The organism is Streptomyces sp. NPDC004126 (assembly GCF_050275515.1).
Lineage (GTDB): Bacteria > Actinomycetota > Actinomycetes > Streptomycetales > Streptomycetaceae > Streptomyces.
In genome coordinates, this window is the sequence record NZ_JBNNPF010000051.1 from 1 (window position 1) to 18,884 (window position 18,884).

Genomic DNA, 18,884 nt, shown 5'->3' on the forward strand with positions numbered 1-18,884 from the left:
GCCTTCGGCGACCCTTGACAGGCCGTCCCGCCCCGGAATGCCGAAAGACTGCCGGGAAACCCCCAAAAGGAACGGTCACAGGGGAGAGGAGGCAGAAGCGGTTCCGTCGGAGACGAGGCGAGGGGCCGGGCGCCGGCACGCCACGCATACGGCCCCCACGTCTGCGATTCCGAGCCGGGGGCCCGGCTACCCCGCACGAGAGGCCGACCAGAGCAGCTCAGGGAGCGGTCGGGCGCGTCAGATCGCTACGCGCTCCTCTGATCTCAGCGTCCGGCGATCGTCTGGGGTTGATGCCTGCACCAGAGGACGATCAGACCAGCCCAGGCAGCGGACAGGCGCGACAGATCGCTACGCGCTCCTCCCGTCTCAGCGTCCGGCGACCGTCCGGGGCTGATACCTGCACCAGAGGACGATCAGAGCGGCCCAGGGAGCCGAGGGGCGCGTCAGATCGCTACGCGCTGCCCTGGTCTCAGCGACTGGCCGCTGTCTCGGGCGGATGTGATGCAGCTCGTGTTGAGCGGTCGTCAGGAGCCCATCGCGGCTCGGTCGGCCTCGCTGCGAAGAACGCAGAACTCGTTGCCTTCGGGGTCGGCAAGGACTGCCCAGCCAGAGCCGTCGGGATTCCGGTGATCGCCCACGAAGGTGGCACCGAGCCCGAGCAGCCGTTCCACCTCCTGATCACGTGATGTCTCAGGGCGCAGACACAGATGGATCCGGTTCTTGATCTTCTTGGGCTCGGGCACTTGGTTGAAGTACAGGACCGGGCCCTCCGCCAGCATCACCTGAGTCTCCCGATCACCCGGCTTGTCCTCCGGATGCAGTGGCCGGCCTGTCGCTCCGCTCCAGAACCGGGCCAGCTCGTAGGCATCCGCACAGTCAATCGCCACGTTCTGTACTACCGAAACCATGCGCGCGAGCCTGCCTTACTTCCCACCCGGACACCACCTCACAGACCCGCCCCAGACGGCCGCCCGACGCTGAGACGTCAGGAGCGCGTAGCGATCTGTCGCGCCTGTCGGCTGCCTGGGCTGGTCTGATCGTCCTCTGGTGCAGGTATCAGCCCAAGGCGGTCGTCGGACGCTGAGGAATGAGGAGCGCGTAGCGATCTGTCGCGCCCGTCCGCTGCTTGGGCTGGTCTGGTCGGCCTCTCGTGCGGGTGGCCGCGCCCCCGGCCCGGAGTCAGGACATCTGAGGGCCCGGATGCTTGGCGAGCCGGCGCCCGGCCCCTCGCCTCATCGCTGACGGAACCGTTTCTCGCTTCTCTCCCCCTGTGACCGTTCCTTTTGGGGGTTTCCCGGCAGTCTTTCGGCTTTCCGGTTCGGGTCGGTCGGTCAAGGGTGGCCGGAGGCCATCGCGAAGCGACGCGACCGGAGGGAGCGCCCTTGAGGGACCGGGCCGAACCGGAAGGACGATGGGACTGACGGGAAACCCCCAAACCCTCTCCGACCACCGCCCGAGGGGGTCCCGACCACCCGACCCCCGCCCCGCCGTGAGCCCCGTTCCGGCTGCGGAGGGTGGCTGCCGGGACCGGCCCGTCGACGGGTCCTCGTGGGGCCGAGAGGGTGATCGGGGGGTACCCCATCGGGTTTCTCCCGCGGGGGCTTTGGGCGTCCACCTGAGGGGGGTCGTGGGGGTGTTCGGGGGCTTGGGCGCGGGGGGTTGCCACACGGATAGGTGAACCTCGGCCGGGTGGGGGCCGGGGCTTGGTGGCGGTTGCGGAGCGTGTTCGGCGGTCGTAGAAAACCCGCATCAAGTTACCGCCTGGTACCGCCGGGCTGGGTCTGATCGGGGGAATCGCCATGGACACCACCACGCGCGGCACGGTCGGCGGCGAGGGCAGTCGCAGCAGGTACGGGGGATCCGGCCGGAGCCGGCCCGCCGGGCGGCGGGACCAGCGGCGTCCGGCGGGGGTGCCCCGGCAGGTGCGCAGGCTGGCCCCCCACGACTGGTTCGCGGAGCGCCTGCTGGCGGTGCTGAGCGGCCAGCGCCCCGTGCACTCGCTGCTCGGCCTCACGGTGGGCGAGGCCTACGAGCAGCTGGTCACCCTGGCCCCCGACGGCCCGCTGCGCGACCGGCTGCGGCCGGTGCTGCGGCACTGCGGGCGTTTCCACCCCGGCCCGGGGGTGATCGAGGCGTTCGCCCGCATCGCGACGGGGGACCGGGTCTCGGCGATGGCGTTCCGGCTGGAGCAGGGGCCCGACCGGCGCTGGCGGTGCGCCGCCGTCGAGGTCCGGGGCCCGCGCGCGTAGCCGTGGCCGCCGCGCAGGTCCGGGCCCCGGCCCGCACTCCGGACAGCGGTCCCCGCGCCCACCAGTCGTATCCTGAGGGCGTTTCCGACTACCGAAAGCAGCCGGCCATGCGCGTGTACGTCCCCCTGACCCTCCCCGGGCTCGCCGAGGTGCACAAGGCGGGGGAGCTGGGGCCCGCCCCGCTCCTTGCGTACGCCGTCACGCCCGGGCTGCGCGAGTGGTACGTGTCGGACGACATCGAGGAGCTGGAGTACGCCGCCCTCAGCCGGGCCGCGCTCGCCTCGCTGCGCCTGCTGGCCGCCGACCCGGCCGCCCCGCGCCGGCGGGTCGTCGTGGCGGTCGACGTCGACGACAAGGCCGCCACCGCCGTGCCCGGGCTGGACGAGGCCACCCTCGGGCAGGTCTCCCTCGGCGCTGCCGTGCGCCTGAAGGTGGCCGCCGCCGTGCACGCCGACGCCGATGACGCCGAGGGCGACGTCGCGGCCGCCGCCGGGGCCCTCGCCGCCGCCGACGCCGGGGACGACGACGCGCAGTCCACCGTGGACGGCGCCGAGGACCACGAGCTGCTGTGGTTCGGGGTCCAGGAGATCCCGGGGCTGTTGGGATGAGCACCGGTGGAGCCCACATCGTGTGGGACTGGAACGGCACCCTGCTGCACGACATCGACGCCGTCATAGCCGCGACCAACGCCTCCTTCGCCGAGTTCGGCTTCGCCCCGCTCACGCTGGAGCGGTACCGCGAGCTGTACGTCGTCCCGGTGCCGAAGTTCTACGAGCGGCTGATGGGCCGGCTGCCCACGGACGCCGAGTGGGCCGTGATGGACGAGGCCTTCCACCGCCACTACTGGGCCGCCGCCGAGGACGCGGGGCTCACCGAGGGGGCGCGGGAGCTGCTGCGGGGCTGGCAGGCGGACGGGCTCACCCAGTCCCTGCTGTCCCTCGCGCCCCACGAGAAGCTCGTGCCGCTGGTCCGCGAGCACGGCATCGACGTGCACTTCCTCCGCGTCGACGGCCGCGTCGGGCCCTCGCACACGTCCAAGGCGGGCCACCTCGTACGCCATATGGCCGCACTGGAGGCAGCCGGTGTGACCGCTCGCCGTACGGTCCTGGTCGGGGACGCCGTGGACGATGCGACGGCCGCGCGGCACGTAGGGGCGTACGCGGTCCTGTACACGGGCGGGTCGCACAGCCGCGCCAGCCTGGAGTCCGCCGGGGTCCCGGTCGTGGACAGCCTGGCCGACGCCGTCGCCATGGCCCGTGAGCTGGCCGGATAGGCCGGTAACGGACCGTTCCGGCCAAGCCTCTGGCCAGACTGTCCAGGTTTTGCCCCCTGTTTTGTACAGATGCAGTGAATGACGACCGGGGGGTGGGGCGAGATAGCCTGGACCCGTGATCAGCGCGATAGTCCTCGGGGGCACTGATGCCCCCGACCCGCGCCCGGCGCGCCTCCGCGGCCGGGCCTTCGCTGATCCCCGCCGCCGGGACCTGTCGATCACGGTCGAAGCCTTCCCCGGCGGCTCTCCCGACGCCGCGGCGTCGAAAACCGATCCGGACGGACATCCCGCCTCATCGCGGCGCTTTGTCATTCCTTCCTTCACCACCTACGTCACGCAATGGCGCGCGACAGGAGCCAGAGGACATGCAGACCAAGCTGGACGAAGCAAAGGCCGAGCTGCTCGCGCGGGCGGCACGGGTAGCTGAGAACAGCCCGGCCGGGGGGCTACTTCCGACTGGGTCCGAGCACGGCGAGCGCCCCGATCAGGGCACGACGCTCTCCTACCTCCAGCGCTACTACCTGCACACCGCCCCCGAGGACCTCGCCGACCGGGACCCGGTCGACGTGTTCGGCGCGGCGCTCTCCCACTACCGGCTCGCCGAGACCCGGCCGCAGGGCACCGCGAACGTCCGGGTCCACACCCCCACGGTCGAGGAGAACGGCTGGACCTCCAGCCACTCGGTCGTCGAGGTCGTCACGGACGACATGCCGTTCCTCGTGGACTCCGTGACGAACGAGCTGTCCCGCCAGGGCCGCGGCATCCACGTCGTGATCCACCCGCAGGTCGTCGTGCGCCGTGACGTCACCGGCAAGCTCATCGAGATCCTCGGCCCCGACTGCGACGCCCACGGTCCCAAGACCGCGCGCCCCCACGACTCCCTCGTCGAGTCCTGGATCCACGTCGAGATCGACCGCGAGACCGACAAGGCCGACCTCAAGCAGATCACCGGAGACCTGCTGCGCGTCCTGTCCGACGTCCGCGAGGCCGTCGAGGACTGGGAGAAGATGCGCGACGCCGCGCTGCGCATCGCCGAGGAGCTGCCGAACGAGCCCACCGCGCCGGACCTGCGCGAGTACGAGCTCGAAGAGGCCCGTGAGCTGCTGCGCTGGCTGTCCGACGACCACTTCACCTTCCTCGGCTACCGCGAGTACAACCTCGTCGACGGCGACGCCCTTGCCGCCGTGCCCGGCACCGGTCTCGGCATCCTGCGTTCCGACCCGGTCCACCGCGGCCAGGAGGACGCGCACCCCGTCTCGCCGTCCTTCAACCGGCTGCCCGCCGACGCCCGCGCCAAGGCCCGCGAGCACCGCCTGCTGGTGCTGACCAAGGCCAACAGCCGCGCCACCGTGCACCGTCCCTCGTACCTGGACTACGTGGGCGTGAAGAAGTTCGACGCCGACGGCAACGTCGTGGGCGAGCGCCGCTTCCTCGGCCTGTTCTCCTCCGCCGCGTACACCGAGTCGGTGCGCCGCGTCCCGGTGATCCGCCGCAAGGTGTCCGAGGTCCTGGAGGGCGCCGGCTTCTCGCCGTCCAGCCACGACGGCCGCGACCTGCTCCAGATCCTGGAGACCTACCCGCGCGACGAGCTGTTCCAGACCCCGGTCGACAAGCTCCGCGAGATCGCCACGTCCGTGCTGTACCTCCAGGAGCGCCGCCGGCTGCGGCTGTACCTGCGCCAGGACGAGTACGGCCGCTACTACTCGGCGCTGGTCTACCTGCCGCGCGACCGGTTCACCACCGGTGTCCGGCTGCGCCTGATGGACATCCTGCGGGAGGAGCTCGGCGGCACCAGCGTCGACTTCACCGCCTGGAACACCGAGTCGATCCTCTCCCGCATCCACTTCGTCGTCCGCGTCCCGCAGGGCACCGAGCTGCCCCTGCTGACCGACGCCGACGTCGAGCGCGTCGAGTCCCGCCTGGTCGAGGCGGCCCGGTCCTGGGCCGACGGCTTCGGCGAGGCGCTGACGGCCGAGCTGGGCGAGGAGCGCGCCGCCGAGCTGAGCCGCAAGTACGGCACCTCCTTCCCCGAGGGCTACAAGGCCGACCACTCGCCGCGCGCGGCCGTGGCCGACCTGTGCCACCTGGAGAAGCTGTCCGCGAGCGAGCGCCCCTTCGCGCTGTCGCTGTACGAGCCCGTCGGCGCGGGCCCCGGCGAGCGCCGCTTCAAGATCTACCGCGAGGGCGAGCAGGTCTCCCTCTCCGCGGTCCTGCCGGTCCTCCAGCGCCTGGGCGTCGAGGTCACCGACGAGCGGCCGTACGAGCTGCGCCGCAGCGACCGGGTCAGCGCCTGGATCTACGACTTCGGCCTGCGGATGCCGCTGTCCACCGGCAACGGGGACGCGTACCTCGGCGACGACGCGCGCGAGCGGTTCCAGGAGGCCTTCGCGGCCGTGTGGACCGGCGACGCCGAGAACGACAACTTCAACACCCTCGTCCTGGGCGCCGGCCTCACCTGGCGCCAGGCGGTCGTGCTGCGCGCGTACGCCAAGTACATGCGCCAGGCCGGCTCCACCTTCAGCCAGGACTACATGGAGGACACCCTCCGCAACAACGTCCACACGACGCGGCTGCTGGTCTCGCTCTTCGAGGCGCGGATGTCGCCGGGCCGCCAGGCCGCCGGCACCGAGCTGATCGACGCGATGATGGAGGAGCTGGACGGGGCCCTGGACCAGGTCGCCTCGCTCGACGAGGACCGCATCCTGCGCTCCTTCCTGACGCTGATCAAGGCGACGCTGCGGACGAACTTCTTCCAGCTCGACGCGGCGGGCGAGCAGCACTCGTACGTGTCGATGAAGTTCGACCCGCAGGCCATCCCGGACCTGCCGGCCCCGCGCCCCGCGTTCGAGATCTGGGTGTACTCCCCGCGCGTCGAGGGCGTCCACCTGCGCTTCGGCAAGGTCGCCCGAGGCGGTCTGCGCTGGTCCGACCGGCGCGAGGACTTCCGTACGGAGGTGCTCGGCCTGGTCAAGGCGCAGATGGTCAAGAACACGGTGATCGTGCCGGTCGGCGCCAAGGGCGGCTTCGTCGCGAAGAACCTGCCGGACCCGTCGGTGGACCGTGACGCGTGGCTCGCCGAGGGCATCGCCTCGTACAAGATCTTCATCTCGGCGCTGCTCGACATCACCGACAACATGGTCGGCGGGGAGGTCGTGCCGCCGAAGGGCGTGGTCCGCCACGACGAGGACGACACCTACCTCGTCGTCGCCGCCGACAAGGGCACCGCGACCTTCTCCGACATCGCCAACGGTGTCGCGGAGTCGTACGGCTTCTGGCTGGGCGACGCGTTCGCGTCGGGCGGTTCGGCCGGCTACGACCACAAGGGCATGGGCATCACCGCCCGCGGCGCCTGGGAGTCCGTCAAGCGGCACTTCCGCGAGCTGGGCCACGACACCCAGACCCAGGACTTCACGGTCGTCGGCGTCGGCGACATGTCCGGCGACGTCTTCGGCAACGGCATGCTGCTCTCCGAGCACATCCGCCTGGTCGCCGCCTTCGACCACCGGCACATCTTCATCGACCCGGCCCCGGACGCGGCGACCTCGTACGCGGAGCGCCGGCGCCTGTTCGAGCTGCCGCGTTCCTCCTGGGCGGACTACGACACCGCGCTGCTGTCGGCGGGCGGCGGGATCCACCCGCGCAGCGCCAAGGCCATCCCGGTGAACGCGCAGATGCGGGCCGCGCTCGGCATCGAGGCGGGCGTCACTAAGATGACCCCGGCCGAGCTGATGCAGGCCATCCTGCAGTCCCCGGTGGACCTGCTGTGGAACGGCGGCATCGGCACGTACGTCAAGGCGACCGCCGAGACGCACGCCGACGTCGGCGACAAGGCCAACGACGCGATCCGCGTCAACGGCTCCGACGTCCGCGCCAAGGTCGTCGGCGAGGGCGGCAACCTGGGCCTGACCCAGCTGGGCCGCATCGAGTTCGCCCGTACCGGCGCCGGCGGCGAGGGCGGCAAGGTCAACACCGACGCCATCGACAACAGCGCGGGCGTGGACACCTCCGACCACGAGGTGAACATCAAGATCCTGCTGAACGCGGTGGTCGCGGACGGCGACATGACCGTGAAGCAGCGCAACAAGCTGCTCGCCGAGATGACCGACGAGGTCGGCACGCTGGTGCTGCGCAACAACTACGCGCAGAACACGGCCCTCGCCAACGGCTCCGCACAGGCCCCGAGCCTGCTCCACGCCCAGCAGCGCTTCATGCGCCGCCTGGGCCGGGACGGGCTGCTGGACCGCCAGCTGGAGTTCCTGCCCAACGACCGGCAGATCCGCGAGCTGCTCAACACCGGCAAGGGCCTGACCCAGCCGGAGCTGGCGGTGCTCTTCGCCTACACCAAGATCACGGTGGCGGACGAGCTCATCCACACCGAGCTGCCGGACGACCCGTACCTGCGCCGCCTGCTGCACGCGTACTTCCCGGGCGCGCTGCGGGCGAAGTTCCCGGAGCAGATCGACGGGCACGCGCTGCGCCGGGAGATCATCACCACCCTGCTGGTCAACGACACCGTCAACACCGGTGGTTCGACCTTCCTGCACCGTCTGCGGGAGGAGACCGGCGCCTCCATGGAGGAGATCGTCCGGGCGCAGCTCGCGGCCCGCGAGATCTTCGGCCTGGCCGAGGTGTGGGACGCGGTCGAGGCGCTGGACAACAAGGTCCCGGCCGACGTCCAGACCCGGGTGCGGCTGCACTCGCGGCGCCTGGTGGAGCGCGGTACGCGCTGGCTGCTGAACAACCGGCCGCAGCCGCTCCAGATCACCGAGACCATCGAGCTCTTCGGGGCCCGGGTGGCGGAGGTCTGGTCGGAGCTGCCGAAGCTGGTGCGCGGCGCGGACCTGGAGTGGTACCAGTCGATCATGGACGAGCTGACCGGCGAGGGCGTGCCGGAGGAGCTCGCGGCGAAGGTGGCCGGCTTCTCGTCCGCGTTCCCGACGCTGGACATCGTCGCCATCGCGGACCGGACGGGCGTGGACCCGCTGTCCGTCGCCGAGGTGTACTACGACCTGGCCGACCGTCTGGACATCACCCAGCTGATGGACCGCATCATCGAGCTGCCGCGGTCCGACCGCTGGCAGTCGATGGCCCGCGCGTCGATCCGCGAGGACCTGTTCGCTGCGCACGCGGCGCTGACGGCCGACGTGCTGGCGGTGGGCAACGGCTCTTCCACTCCCGAGGAGCGCTTCAAGGCGTGGGAGGAGAAGAACGCGGCGATCATCGGGCGGGCGCGGACGACCCTGGACGAGATCCGGGGTTCGGACGACTTCGACCTGGCGAACCTGTCGGTGGCGATGCGGACGATGCGGTCGCTGCTGCGGGCGCACGCGTAGTCGCTCGCGCCGGCGGTAGCGGAACGGGCCGGGCCCGGGACCCCTTTCGGGGTTCCGGGCCCGGCCCGTTGTGTCGGCGGGGCTAGCTTTTGCCCGAGGTGAAGGCCTCGTACGCGTCGCAGACTTCCTTTGAGGGGCCGTCCATGCGCAGGACGCCCGACTCCAGCCAGATGGCCCGGTCGCAGGTTTCGCGGACCGTGCCGATGGAGTGGCTGACGAGGAAGACGGTGCCGGCCTGGGCGCGGAGTTCCTCGATGCGGGCCTGGCTGCGGCGTTGGAAGGCGGCGTCGCCGGTGGCGAGGGCCTCGTCGATCATCAGGACGTCGTGGTCCTTGGCGGCGGCGATGGAGAACCGCAGCCGGGCGCCCATGCCGGAGGAGTAGGTGCGCATGGGCAGGGAGATGAAGTCGCCCTTCTCGTTGATGCCGGAGAAGTCGACGATGCCCTGGTAGCGGTCGCGGATCTGCTGCTTGGTCATGCCCATCGCGAGCCCGCCGAGGACGACGTTCCGTTCGCCGGTGAGGTCGTTCATCAGGGCGGCGTTCACTCCGAGGAGGGACGGCTGTCCCTGGGAGTAGACCGCGCCGCGGGCCACCGGCTGGAGGCCGGCGATGGCCTTGAGGAGGGTGGACTTGCCCGAGCCGTTGGAGCCGATCAGGCCGATCGCCTCGCCCTTGTACGCGGTGAAGCTGACGCCCTTGACGGCGTGGACCTCGCGGACGCCGGGGGAGGGCTTGCGGGAGAAGATCCGGCTGAGGGCGGCGGTGGCGCTGCCCTTGCGGCCCCCTCCGTGGACCTTGTAGACGACGTGGACCTCGTCCGCGATGACGGTCGGGACACGGGTGTCGGTGTCAGCCACGGCCGTACTCCTCCTCTGCCTTCCAGAAGTAGACGAAGCCGCCGACGCCGGCGAGCAGCGCCCAGCCGATGGCGATCGGCCACACGTGGTGCGGGAGCGAGCCCGCCTTGAAGCTGTCGATCAGCGCGAAGCGCATCAGGTCGATGTAGACGGCCGCCGGGTTGGTCTTGAGCATCAGGGAGACCCAGTGCGGCAGGTGGTCCGTCTTGAGCATGGTGTCGATGGACCACATCACCCCGGACGAGTACATCCAGGTGCGCAGGACGAACGGCATCAGCTGGCTGACGTCCGGGTTCTTGCTGCCGATGCGGGCCATGACCATCGCGCAGCCGGCGCAGAAGACGGCCATCAGGAAGAGTGCCGGGACCGCGATCAGCCAGGAGGCGGAGGGGGTCTGGCCGAAGGCCAGGAGCAGGACGACCAGGGCCGCCATGGTGACCAGCAGCTGCTGGAAGAGCTGGACCACGGAGGAGATGGGCAGGCTGGCGCGGGGGAAGTGCAGGGCGCGGACCAGGCCGAGGTTGCTGTGGACGGCGCGGGTGCCGGCGTTGATGGAGCTGCCGATGAAGTCCCAGACGAAGACGCCGGTGATCAGGAACGGCACGTAGTCGGGGACGCCGTGGCTGGCGCGCATGACGATGCCGAAGACGAAGTAGTAGACGGCCGCGTTGAGCAGCGGGGTCATCAGGTGCCAGACCTGGCCGAGCTTGGCCGTGCTGTACGTGGCGTGCATCCGGGCGGTCGCGTACGCCGTCACGAAGTGGCGGCGGTTCCAGAGCTGCGCGACGTAGCGGGGGAGGGAGGGGCGGGCGCCGCTGACGGTCAGGCCGTGGGCTGCCGCCAGCTCCGCGGGGGAGGGCGGCGCGGGGGTCGCGGTGGTCACGGTGGTCACGGGGTCGCTTTCGACGGAGGTCTGGGGCGCCTGACGACAGGACGGGGCCGTATCGTCGCTACGGTGACAGTAGGGCGTGGGTCGTCGGAACGCAACCGTATCGTCGTGACGGGCGGGTGACGGCCTCGCCGCTATGCTCTGTGCATGACCAAGGACTCCGCCGCCGCTCCCGCCGCCGCCCGCCGCGCTCCCGCCGGCGCCGCCGTCCTGCGCGAGGACGTCACCGAGGCGATCCGCGCGGCCGTGGTGGAGGAACTCGCGGCGGTGGGCTTCGCCCGGATGTCGATCGAGGGCATCGCGCGGCGGGCCGGGGTCGGCAAGACCGCCGTGTACCGGCGCTGGAAGTCGAAGCTGCACCTGGTGCTCGACCTGATCGGCGCCGTCGCCGCGGACGGCATCCCCGTGCCGGCGACCGGGTCCCTCTACGGGGACGTACGCGCCCTGCTGGAGGTCATGTCACACGTACTGCGGCACCCGGTGGCCTCGGCGGTGATCCCCGACCTGCTGGTCGAGGCCGCCCGGAACCCGGAGATCGCCGACGCGGTGCGGGGGGCGCTGGTGGAGGGGCAGCGGCGGCTCGCCGAGGGCATCGTCTCCGAGGCCGTCGCCCGGGGTGAGCTGCCGGCGGGCGCGGACCCCGACCACGCCCTGGACCTGGTGATCGGCCCGCTGTACTGGCGTCAGGTCGTCGTGCGCGACGGGGTGCCGGCCGCGTACCTGGACGGCCTGGCCCGCTCGGTGGTGGCGGGCCTGCGGGCGGACGCGGGCCCCGCCGGGACGGTCTAGACGGTCTGGACGGTCTGGACGGTCTGGACGGCCTGGACGGCCTGGTGGGCCCCGGGCGGACGGCCCGGGGCCCGGGGGGTCAGTGGCTGCTGCAGCCGGGCACGTTGCCCGCGCAGTTGGACGGCTTGTTCCCGGTGATCTCGCTGTGCTCGTTCTGCACGGTGGCGGGGGTCACGTTGTTGACGCCGCCGCCCTCGCCGCCGGCCCGGTTCTCCTTGACGACCGCCTTCGTGAGCGTCAGCACCGGGTCGGGGGCGGCCGCGTCGAACGACCGCTCGTTGTTGATGCCGCCGCCGTTCTCACCGGCCTGGTTCTTGAACACCTTGGTCTTCGACAGGGTGGCCCGGCCCGCGTTGTCCAGGCCGCCGCCGCTCCCGCCCGCCCTGTTGCCGCCGAGCTCGCCGCCGTGGACCTCCAGGGTCCCCGCGGACGTGTTCTCGATGCCGCCGCCCCGCCCGCCGACCCAGTTCCCGACGACCTGGGTCTCCTTGAGGGTCGCGGTGCCCCCGTTGTAGACGCCGCCGCCGTACGTGCCGCCGCCGCCCTGGTTGTTGGTGGCGCCGTTGCGCGCGATCTTGCTGTCCTTGGCCTTCAGGGTGCCCGCGTTGTAGACGCCGCCGCCGAACTGGTCCGCCGCGTTGCCCGACACGGTGGTCCCGAGGAGGTCGACGGTTCCGCCGGCGTTGTTGTAGATGCCGCCGCCCCCGGCGTCCGCGGAGTTCTGGTTCGTGACCGTGTTGGTCAGCACCCGGCTGTGCACCAGGGTGGCGCGGCCGAAGTTGGCGATGCCGCCGCCGGCCCCCTCGGCCTGGTTGCCGGACACGGTGCTCTTCTCCAGGCGCAGGACGCCCTGGTTGAGGATGCCGCCGCCGTCGGTGACCGTGACGTTGCCGCCGGCCACGGTGAGGCCCTGCAGGGAGAGCTGTCCCGACGCGGCGACTTCGAGCAGCCGGAAGGGCGTGGCGGAGGACCGGATCAGGGTGGAGTCCTCGCCCCTGATGGTCACCTTGCCGGTGATGACCGGCAGCGCGTTCCCGCTGTCCTCGAAGTCGTCCGCGAAGGCGTAGGCGCACCGTTCGGCGAGGTTGACCGTCCCCCCGCCGGGGTTGGCGTTCACCTGCTGGACCGCACTGATGAGCGTCGCGGTATGGGAGCACCCCACCGTCACGTTCAACGGCGCGGCGTGGGCGGGCGCCGCCAGGACCGGGGCGGCCGTGGCGCACAGTCCGAGACCCGCCAGCGCGGAGGAGCAGGCGAGGAAAAGGCGCAGCGTCATGGGCTTCCTTCCACTGTTGCCCAGGCCGCCGCCCGGCCGGAGCGGCGGGGCGGCGCCTGGATCACAGTGGTAGTTACCGGTCGATCCGCCGGCCGGCCGGGGCCGGGCCGCGACCCGCGGCGAAGTCCATGCTTACGGTCGGCCCCCTCTGGCCCGGACGGCCCAAACGCCGCGACCCGATGGCCGCCGAGGGACACGGCCTACGGCCACAGGTCCGCGCCGAGGCCCGCCGTCAGGGGGGTCAGGTCCGGGGCCGAGGCCGGCGGGGCGGGGCGGCGGTCCTCCAGGGGGGTGACCGCCGGGACCGGGGTGGACTGGCCCAGGAAGACGCGGCGGACCACGCGCTCGGCGGCGTGGCCGTCGTCGTACGAGCAGAAGCGCGACCGGAACGCGGTGCGCAGCTGTGCCGAGCGGGAGCCCTGCCAGTGGCCGGTCGCGAAGATGTCCACGAGCTCGTCCTCGGTGCGGGCGATCGCCCCCGGGGGACAGGAACGCAGGTCGAAGTAGGTGCCGCGGGCGGCCTCGTACGCCTCCCAGTCGTCCGCGTGGATCACGATCGGCCGGTCCAGGGAGGCGTAGTCGAACATCAGGGACGAGTAGTCCGTCACCAGCGCGTCCGAGGCGAGGCACAGCTCCTCCACCGACGGGTGGGCGGACACGTCCAGCAGCCTCGGGTGCGGATCGCGGACGGACCCGGTGCCCGCGTACGTCAGGTGCGTGCGGGCGAGGATCGTGAAGCGGGGCCCCAGGTCCCGCAGGACCCGCTCGAAGTCCAGGTGCTCGGGCCGGCTGCGCCGGTAGTCGCGGTGGGTCGGGGCGTACAGGATCGCGGTGGTGCCCGGGGCGATGCCCAGCCGCTCGCGCAGGGCCAGCACCTCCTCCTGGCCGGCCCGGTGGAAGGGGTCGTTGCGCGGGTAGCCGTACTCCAGGGTGGTGTAGGAGGAGGGCACGGCCCGCTCCCACACCAGGGTGGAGTGATGGTTGGAGGAGAGCAGGTAGTCCCACTGGTCGGCGCCGCGCAGCAGCCCCTCGAAGTCCGTGGTCGGGGTGGCCGCGGGACGGTCCTGGAGGTCGAGGCCGACCCGCTTGAGCGGGGTGCCGTGCTGCGTCTGGAGGAGGATCTGGCCGGGCCGCTTGACCAGGGCGCGGTCGAAGTTCACGTTCGTCGTCAGGTAGCCCGCCCGGGCCAGGGCGCTCCAGTACGCGGCCGAGCCCGGCCGCAGCGGGGTGGTCTCGGGCGGCAGGGTGGCCGCGTGCCGGGGGTCGCAGATCCACGCCGTGCGCATCCGCGGGGCCAGCTCCCGCAGCTTCGCCTCGATCGCCGCCGGGTTGCAGGCGTAGCCGCCGTGCCAGTACGCGGAGAACACCGCCAGCTCGGGCCGCAGCGGGAGCAGCCGCTGGACTCGGTAGTGCAGCCGCAGCGCGCTCTCGCGCAGCCCCCGCCCCAGCGCGGACCCGGCGCGGCCCGCGGCCAGGGCTCCCGCGCGGACGGCCGAGGCCAGCCCGTAGGCGCGCCGGGCGCCGAGCCGCATCAGGGCGTGCCGGAGCCGGTCGGTGCGGGACAGCGACAGCGGCAGGGACCCGGGGCCGCCCGGGACGCGGTGGCGGCGCAGCAGGGCCGAGGCCCGCGCGAAGAACTCGGCGCGGGCGGCGCGCGGGAGGCGGCGCGGGTCCGCGTACAGGGCGCAGAAGTGCTCGGCCATCCGCCGGTGCAGTGCCGGGCGCCAGCGGTCCAGCTCGGGGCGGGCGGCGAGCAGGCCGAAGACCCGGTCGTACTGGTCGAAGACGTCGAGGTGGCGCCGGCTGGTGGTGCTCAGGATCGAGCCGGTGCGGCGCTGGCGGTAGTGCACGCAGACCCGGTCGAGGACGGCCACGGACTCGGCGGCCAGCAGCGCCGGGTAGGTCCAGGGGGTGTCCTCGTAGAAGCCGGGCGGGAACTCCAGGCCCTCGCGCTCCACGTACTCGCGGCGGTACGCCTTGTTCCACACCACCATCAGCATGCCCAGCAGGGCCGGGCGGTCGGCGAGCCGGAAGCTGGCCGGGCCCTCCTCGGACAGCCGGTGCGCGAGCCGGTTGCGGACGGTCTCGCCGGTCCAGAAGGTGCGCGCGTAGTCGTAGACCAGGACGTCGGGGGAGCCGGTGGCCTTGAGCCGGTCGGTGATCGCCTGGAGGGCGCCGGGGGTGAGGACGTCGTCGCCGTCGAGGAAGAGCAGGTAGTCGCCGGTGGCCCGGGCCAGACCCGCGTTGCGGGCCGGGCCCAGGCCCAGGTTGTGCGCCAGGTGCACCGCGGTGACCCGGGGGTCGCGGGCCGCGTACTCGTCGATGATCGAACCGCAGGCGTCCGGGGAGGCGTCGTCGACCGCGATCAGTTCCAGATCCGGGTACGACTGGGACAGGACCGAGTCCAGGCTCTCCTGGAGGTACGCCTGAACCTTGTACGCGGGCACGATGACGCTGAACCGGGGCACGGCACATCCAGGGGTCGGCGCGGGCATATTGCTCCCCCAGCTGCCGCTGGGAGGTGCCCCCAAGGAACCGCGCGCACGGCGATCGGGTTACGCAGCGTGTGGCATTCGGGTTACGCAGCGTCAACATCCCATGTCGGACCCCGTCGTTACGGTGGCCGTGGGTTACTTCACGGCGCCGGCCATCACCCCCGTCGTGAACTGCCGCTGGAACGCGAAGAACACCAGCAGCGGCACCACCATCGACAGGAACGCCCCGGGCGCCAGCACGTCGATGTTGTTCCCGAACTGCCGCACCTGCTGCTGGAGCGCCACCGTCACCGGCGGGTGCGCCGAGTCGGCGAAGACCAGCGCCACCAGCATGTCGTTCCACACCCACAGGAACTGGAAGATGCCGAGCGAGGCGATCGCCGGACCGCCCAGCGGCAGCACCACCCGCGCGAACAGCCGCAGTTCGCCGGCCCCGTCGAGCCGGGCCGCCTCCAGCAGCTCGCGCGGGATCTCCGCGAAGAAGTTCCGCAGCAGGAACACCGCGAACGGCAGCCCGAACGCGGTGTGGAACAGCACCACCCCCGCCGTGGTCTCGAACAGGCCGATGGACCCGAAGAGTTCCGACACCGGGATCAGCGCCACCTGCACGGGGACCACCAGCAGCCCCACCACGACCAGGAACAGCCAGTCCCGGCCCGGGAACTCCAGCCACGCGAAGGCGTAGCCGGCCAACGCGCCGAGGACCAGGACGAGCAGCGTCGCCGGGACGGCGATCGCCACCGTGCTCAGCAGCGATCCCGTGATCGTGCCGTTCTCCAGCAGGCGCGCGTAGTTGGACACGGTCAGCCGCGAGGGCTCCGTCAGCACCTGCCACCAGCCGCCGCGGTTCAGGTCGTCGGGGGAGAGGAGGGAGGACACCAGCAGCCCGAGCGTGGGCAGCAGCCAGAACAGCCCGGCCAGGACCAGGAAGACGCGCAGCAGCACGCTCCCCGCCAGTCGTTGCACGACGCTCAACGGGAGGCCTCCTTCCGCATCCGCCGGATGTTCAGCAGCATCACCGGCACCACCAGCACCAGCAGCAGCACCGCGATGGCGCTGCCGAGCCCCGGATCGGCATCCGTCCCGAACGAGGTCCGGTACAGCTGGAGCGCGAGCACGTTCGCGTCGTCCTGCACCGCGCCCGGAGCGATCACGAACACCAGGTCGAAGACCTTCATCACGTTGATGACCAGCGTCACCAGGACCACCACCAGCACCGGCGCCAGCAGTGGCACCGTGATCCGGCGGAACACCTGCCACTCCCCGGCCCCGTCCACCCGCGCCGCCTCCAGCAGCTCGCGCGGCACCGCCGCCAGTCCCGCCCCGATCAGCACCATCGCGAACCCGGCCCACATCCACACGTACGCCCCGATCACCGCCGGGGTCACCAGCACCGGACCGAGCCACTCCACCCCCGCGTACGCCGCCCGGAAGTTCGACTCCGGCAGCCGCAGCCGCCCCCCGTCCGCCGCCGCGGGCAGCGTGAACGTGCCGTCCGGGCCGGTCCTCGCCGACGCCACCACCCGGCCGTCCTTCACCGCCTCCACCCGCATCCCGGACAGCCCCGACTCCGCCGCATCGACCACGTTCGGCAGCCCGCCGCCGCCCCGGGTGAAGTCCTGCCAGACGGTGCCGGCCACCATCCCCGGCACCACCGCGGCACGCCCCGCCGCACGGGTCCCCGCGGGCAGGGCCTCCGGAGCCACCCCGACCAGCGGCAGCAGCACCGGCTCGCCCGCCCGCACCGTGCCCCGCGTCAGCAGCGCACCGCCGGCGGCGGGCTCCAGCGGGGAGTCCCGGCCCGGACGGGCCCCCGGGAAGGCCGAGGACTCCGCGAAGGTGTCGTGCACCCCGACCCACACCGCGTTGGCCACGCCCCGCTGCGGGTCGTGGTCGTACACGAGCCGGAAGATGATGCCCGCCGCCAGCATCGAGATCGCCATCGGCATGAACACCAGCAGCTTGAACGCGGTCCCCCAGCGCACCCGCTCCGTCAGCACCGCGAAGACCAGCCCCAGCGCGGTCGCCGCCGCCGGGGCGAACACCACCCACACCGCCGTGTTCCGCAACGCCGTACGGATCACCGGATCGCTCAGGATCCGCCGGTAGTTGCCCGCCCCGACGAAGGCGTCGCCGGAACGGTCGAAGAGGCTGCGGTAGAGGGAGTAGCCGATGGGCTGCACCACGAGCGCACCCAGCAGCACCAGGGCGGGCAGCAGGAACGCCGCGGCCACCAGCCGCCGCCGCGACACGTCCCCGCGGTGGGCCCGGACCGCCGTCTTGGGCGCCACGGCGTCAGTTCCCGAACGCCCTGGCCGCTTCCGCCTCCAGCCTCTCCTGGGTCCCCGCCACGTCCGACGGGTTCGCCAGGAAGTCCTGGAGCGCCTTCCACTCACCGGCCCCCGGCGTCCCGCCGAAGGCCGCCGGAGCCTGGTCGGACATGTCGAAGCGGAAGTCGTCGCCCGCCGCGATCAGCGCCTTCGCGATGCCCCGCTGGATGTCGTTCGGGTACGCGGCCGGGTCCACCGCCTTGTTCGGCGACACGAAGCCGCCCTCCCGGGCCTGGATCGCCGCCGCGTCCGCCGACGCCAGGAACGTCAGCAGCGCCTGCGCGCCCTCGCCCGGCTTCAGCGCCACCGCCACGTCCCCGCCCGACACCACCGGCGCCTTCTCGCCGACCGCCGGGAACGGGAACACCAGGGCGTCCTCGCCCACCTTCGCCTTGGTCTGCGCGATGTTCACCGCCACGAAGTCGCCCTCGAAGACCATCGCCGCCGCCGGCCGGTCCCCGCCCGTGAAGGTCTGCGTCACCGACTTGGGGAACTCCGTCGCCAGCGCCCCGGAGGGGCCGCCCGCCAGGAAGTCCTTGCGGGAGAACAGCTGCCCCAGGGTGTTCAGCGCCGCCTTGACGCTGTCGTCCGTCCACTTGATCTCGTGCCGGGCCAGCCGGTCGTACTGCTCCGGACCCGCCTGCGACAGGTAGACGTTCTCGAACCAGTCCGTGAGGGTCCAGCCGTCCGCGCCCGCCACCGACACCGGCGCCGTGCCCGACGCCGAGAGCGTGTCGGCGACCGACAGGAAGTCCTTCCAGTTCGCCGGGGGCTTCACGCCCGCCGCCTCGAAGGCCTTCGCGTTGTACCAGACCAGCGACTTGTTGGCCGCCTTGTAGTAGACGCCGTACTGGGTGCCGTCCACCGCGCCCAGCTTCCGCCAGCCCGGCGCGTAGTTCTTCTCCAGCTGCGTCCGGACCTCCGGGCCCGCCGGCTGCGCCCACTTGTTCCGCACCGCCGCCGTCAGCGCGCCGACCTGGGGGAGCAGCGCCACGTCCGGCGGCTGGCCGCCCGCGATCTTGGTGCCGAGGAAGGTGACGATGGGGTCCTGCGCCGGGACGAAGGTGACGCTCGCGCCCGTCCGCTTCTCGAACTCCTTCAGCACCTTCGTGAAGTTCGCCTGCTCGGGTCCCGTCCAGACCGCGGCGACCTCCAGCTTCTCGCCCGGCAGTTTCGGTAAGTCGACGGTGTGGGCGTTCTGCTGACCGGACGGGGTGGACCCGCCCGTGCCGCCGTCGCCGCCCCCGCCGCCGCACGCGGTGAGCGCGAGCGCGCCCGCCGCGGCCAGTGCCGCCCAGACCCTTGCCGCCGTGCGTTTCGTGTGGCCGGTTCCGTGCTGTTTCCGCATGGTCTCGCCCCCGATGCCGTCGTGCCCGTGGTGTGCCGCGTGC

13 protein-coding genes are annotated in these 18,884 nt (G+C 72.0%); 5 read left to right on the forward strand and 8 right to left on the reverse strand.

Annotated features, from left to right (window positions below; translation table 11 throughout):
- Positions 1–524: 524 nt before the first annotated feature.
- Positions 525–908, reverse strand: a complete 384-nt coding sequence (locus tag ACQKM2_RS33215) for a VOC family protein (protein WP_427716424.1) — start codon at positions 906–908, stop codon at positions 525–527.
- Positions 909–1,799: 891 nt separating this feature from the next.
- On the opposite strand from ACQKM2_RS33215, the gene ACQKM2_RS33220 reads away from it, so the two are divergent.
- The 4 genes from ACQKM2_RS33220 to ACQKM2_RS33235 all read left to right on the forward strand — a co-directional run bounded on the left by ACQKM2_RS33220 (position 1,800) and on the right by ACQKM2_RS33235 (position 8,855).
- Entirely contained in the window at positions 1,800–2,249 is a 450-nt protein-coding gene (locus ACQKM2_RS33220) for an Rv3235 family protein (RefSeq protein ID WP_427716426.1), read from the forward strand.
- 107 nt (positions 2,250–2,356) lie between these two features.
- Positions 2,357–2,857, forward strand: a complete 501-nt coding sequence (locus ACQKM2_RS33225; RefSeq protein ID WP_427716429.1) for a DUF6912 family protein — start codon at positions 2,357–2,359, stop codon at positions 2,855–2,857.
- Positions 2,854–3,522: an HAD family hydrolase gene (locus ACQKM2_RS33230; protein WP_427716432.1), complete on the forward strand. Its 669-nt coding sequence runs from the start codon at positions 2,854–2,856 to the stop codon at positions 3,520–3,522. The genes ACQKM2_RS33225 and ACQKM2_RS33230 overlap by 4 nt, the downstream gene beginning before the upstream one ends.
- A 365-nt stretch (positions 3,523–3,887) precedes the next feature.
- Complete coding sequence (locus tag ACQKM2_RS33235) at positions 3,888–8,855, forward strand: NAD-glutamate dehydrogenase (protein WP_427716435.1); 4,968 nt, start codon at positions 3,888–3,890, stop codon at positions 8,853–8,855.
- An 82-nt stretch (positions 8,856–8,937) separates the two neighbouring features.
- Here ACQKM2_RS33235 and ACQKM2_RS33240 read toward each other — a convergent pair whose 3' ends face one another.
- Positions 8,938–9,714, reverse strand: coding sequence for an ABC transporter ATP-binding protein (locus ACQKM2_RS33240; RefSeq protein ID WP_427716437.1), 777 nt, complete (start codon positions 9,712–9,714; stop codon positions 8,938–8,940).
- Positions 9,707–10,606, reverse strand: a complete 900-nt coding sequence (locus ACQKM2_RS33245) for an ABC transporter permease (RefSeq protein WP_427716439.1) — start codon at positions 10,604–10,606, stop codon at positions 9,707–9,709. Before ACQKM2_RS33245 ends, ACQKM2_RS33240 begins: the two co-directional genes overlap by 8 nt.
- Before the next feature lie 144 nt (positions 10,607–10,750).
- Between ACQKM2_RS33245 and ACQKM2_RS33250 the strand changes: the two genes are divergently transcribed.
- On the forward strand, positions 10,751–11,392 hold the full coding sequence (locus ACQKM2_RS33250; RefSeq protein ID WP_427716442.1) for a TetR/AcrR family transcriptional regulator: 642 nt from the start codon (positions 10,751–10,753) through the stop codon (positions 11,390–11,392).
- A gap of 79 nt (positions 11,393–11,471) precedes the next feature.
- Here the strand turns inward: ACQKM2_RS33250 and ACQKM2_RS33255 are convergent, their stop codons facing one another.
- The 5 genes from ACQKM2_RS33255 to ACQKM2_RS33275 all read right to left on the reverse strand — a co-directional run bounded on the left by ACQKM2_RS33255 (position 11,472) and on the right by ACQKM2_RS33275 (position 18,841).
- Positions 11,472–12,668 (reverse strand): hypothetical protein, encoded by a 1,197-nt coding sequence (locus ACQKM2_RS33255; protein WP_427716444.1) that lies wholly within the window; start codon positions 12,666–12,668, stop codon positions 11,472–11,474.
- A 200-nt stretch (positions 12,669–12,868) separates the two neighbouring features.
- Positions 12,869–15,136, reverse strand: a complete 2,268-nt coding sequence (locus ACQKM2_RS33260) for a bifunctional glycosyltransferase/CDP-glycerol:glycerophosphate glycerophosphotransferase (protein ID WP_427716446.1) — start codon at positions 15,134–15,136, stop codon at positions 12,869–12,871.
- A gap of 162 nt (positions 15,137–15,298) precedes the next feature.
- Positions 15,299–16,138: a carbohydrate ABC transporter permease gene (locus ACQKM2_RS33265; RefSeq protein WP_427716447.1), complete on the reverse strand. Its 840-nt coding sequence runs from the start codon at positions 16,136–16,138 to the stop codon at positions 15,299–15,301.
- Positions 16,135–17,454 (reverse strand): carbohydrate ABC transporter permease, encoded by a 1,320-nt coding sequence (locus ACQKM2_RS33270; protein ID WP_427716449.1) that lies wholly within the window; start codon positions 17,452–17,454, stop codon positions 16,135–16,137. Before ACQKM2_RS33270 ends, ACQKM2_RS33265 begins: the two co-directional genes overlap by 4 nt.
- Before the next feature lie 4 nt (positions 17,455–17,458).
- The gene (locus ACQKM2_RS33275) at positions 17,459–18,841 is read right to left on the reverse strand and encodes an ABC transporter substrate-binding protein (RefSeq protein ID WP_427716453.1); all 1,383 of its coding nucleotides are present in this window, start codon (positions 18,839–18,841) and stop codon (positions 17,459–17,461) included.
- Between the last annotated feature and the right edge of the window lie 43 nt (positions 18,842–18,884).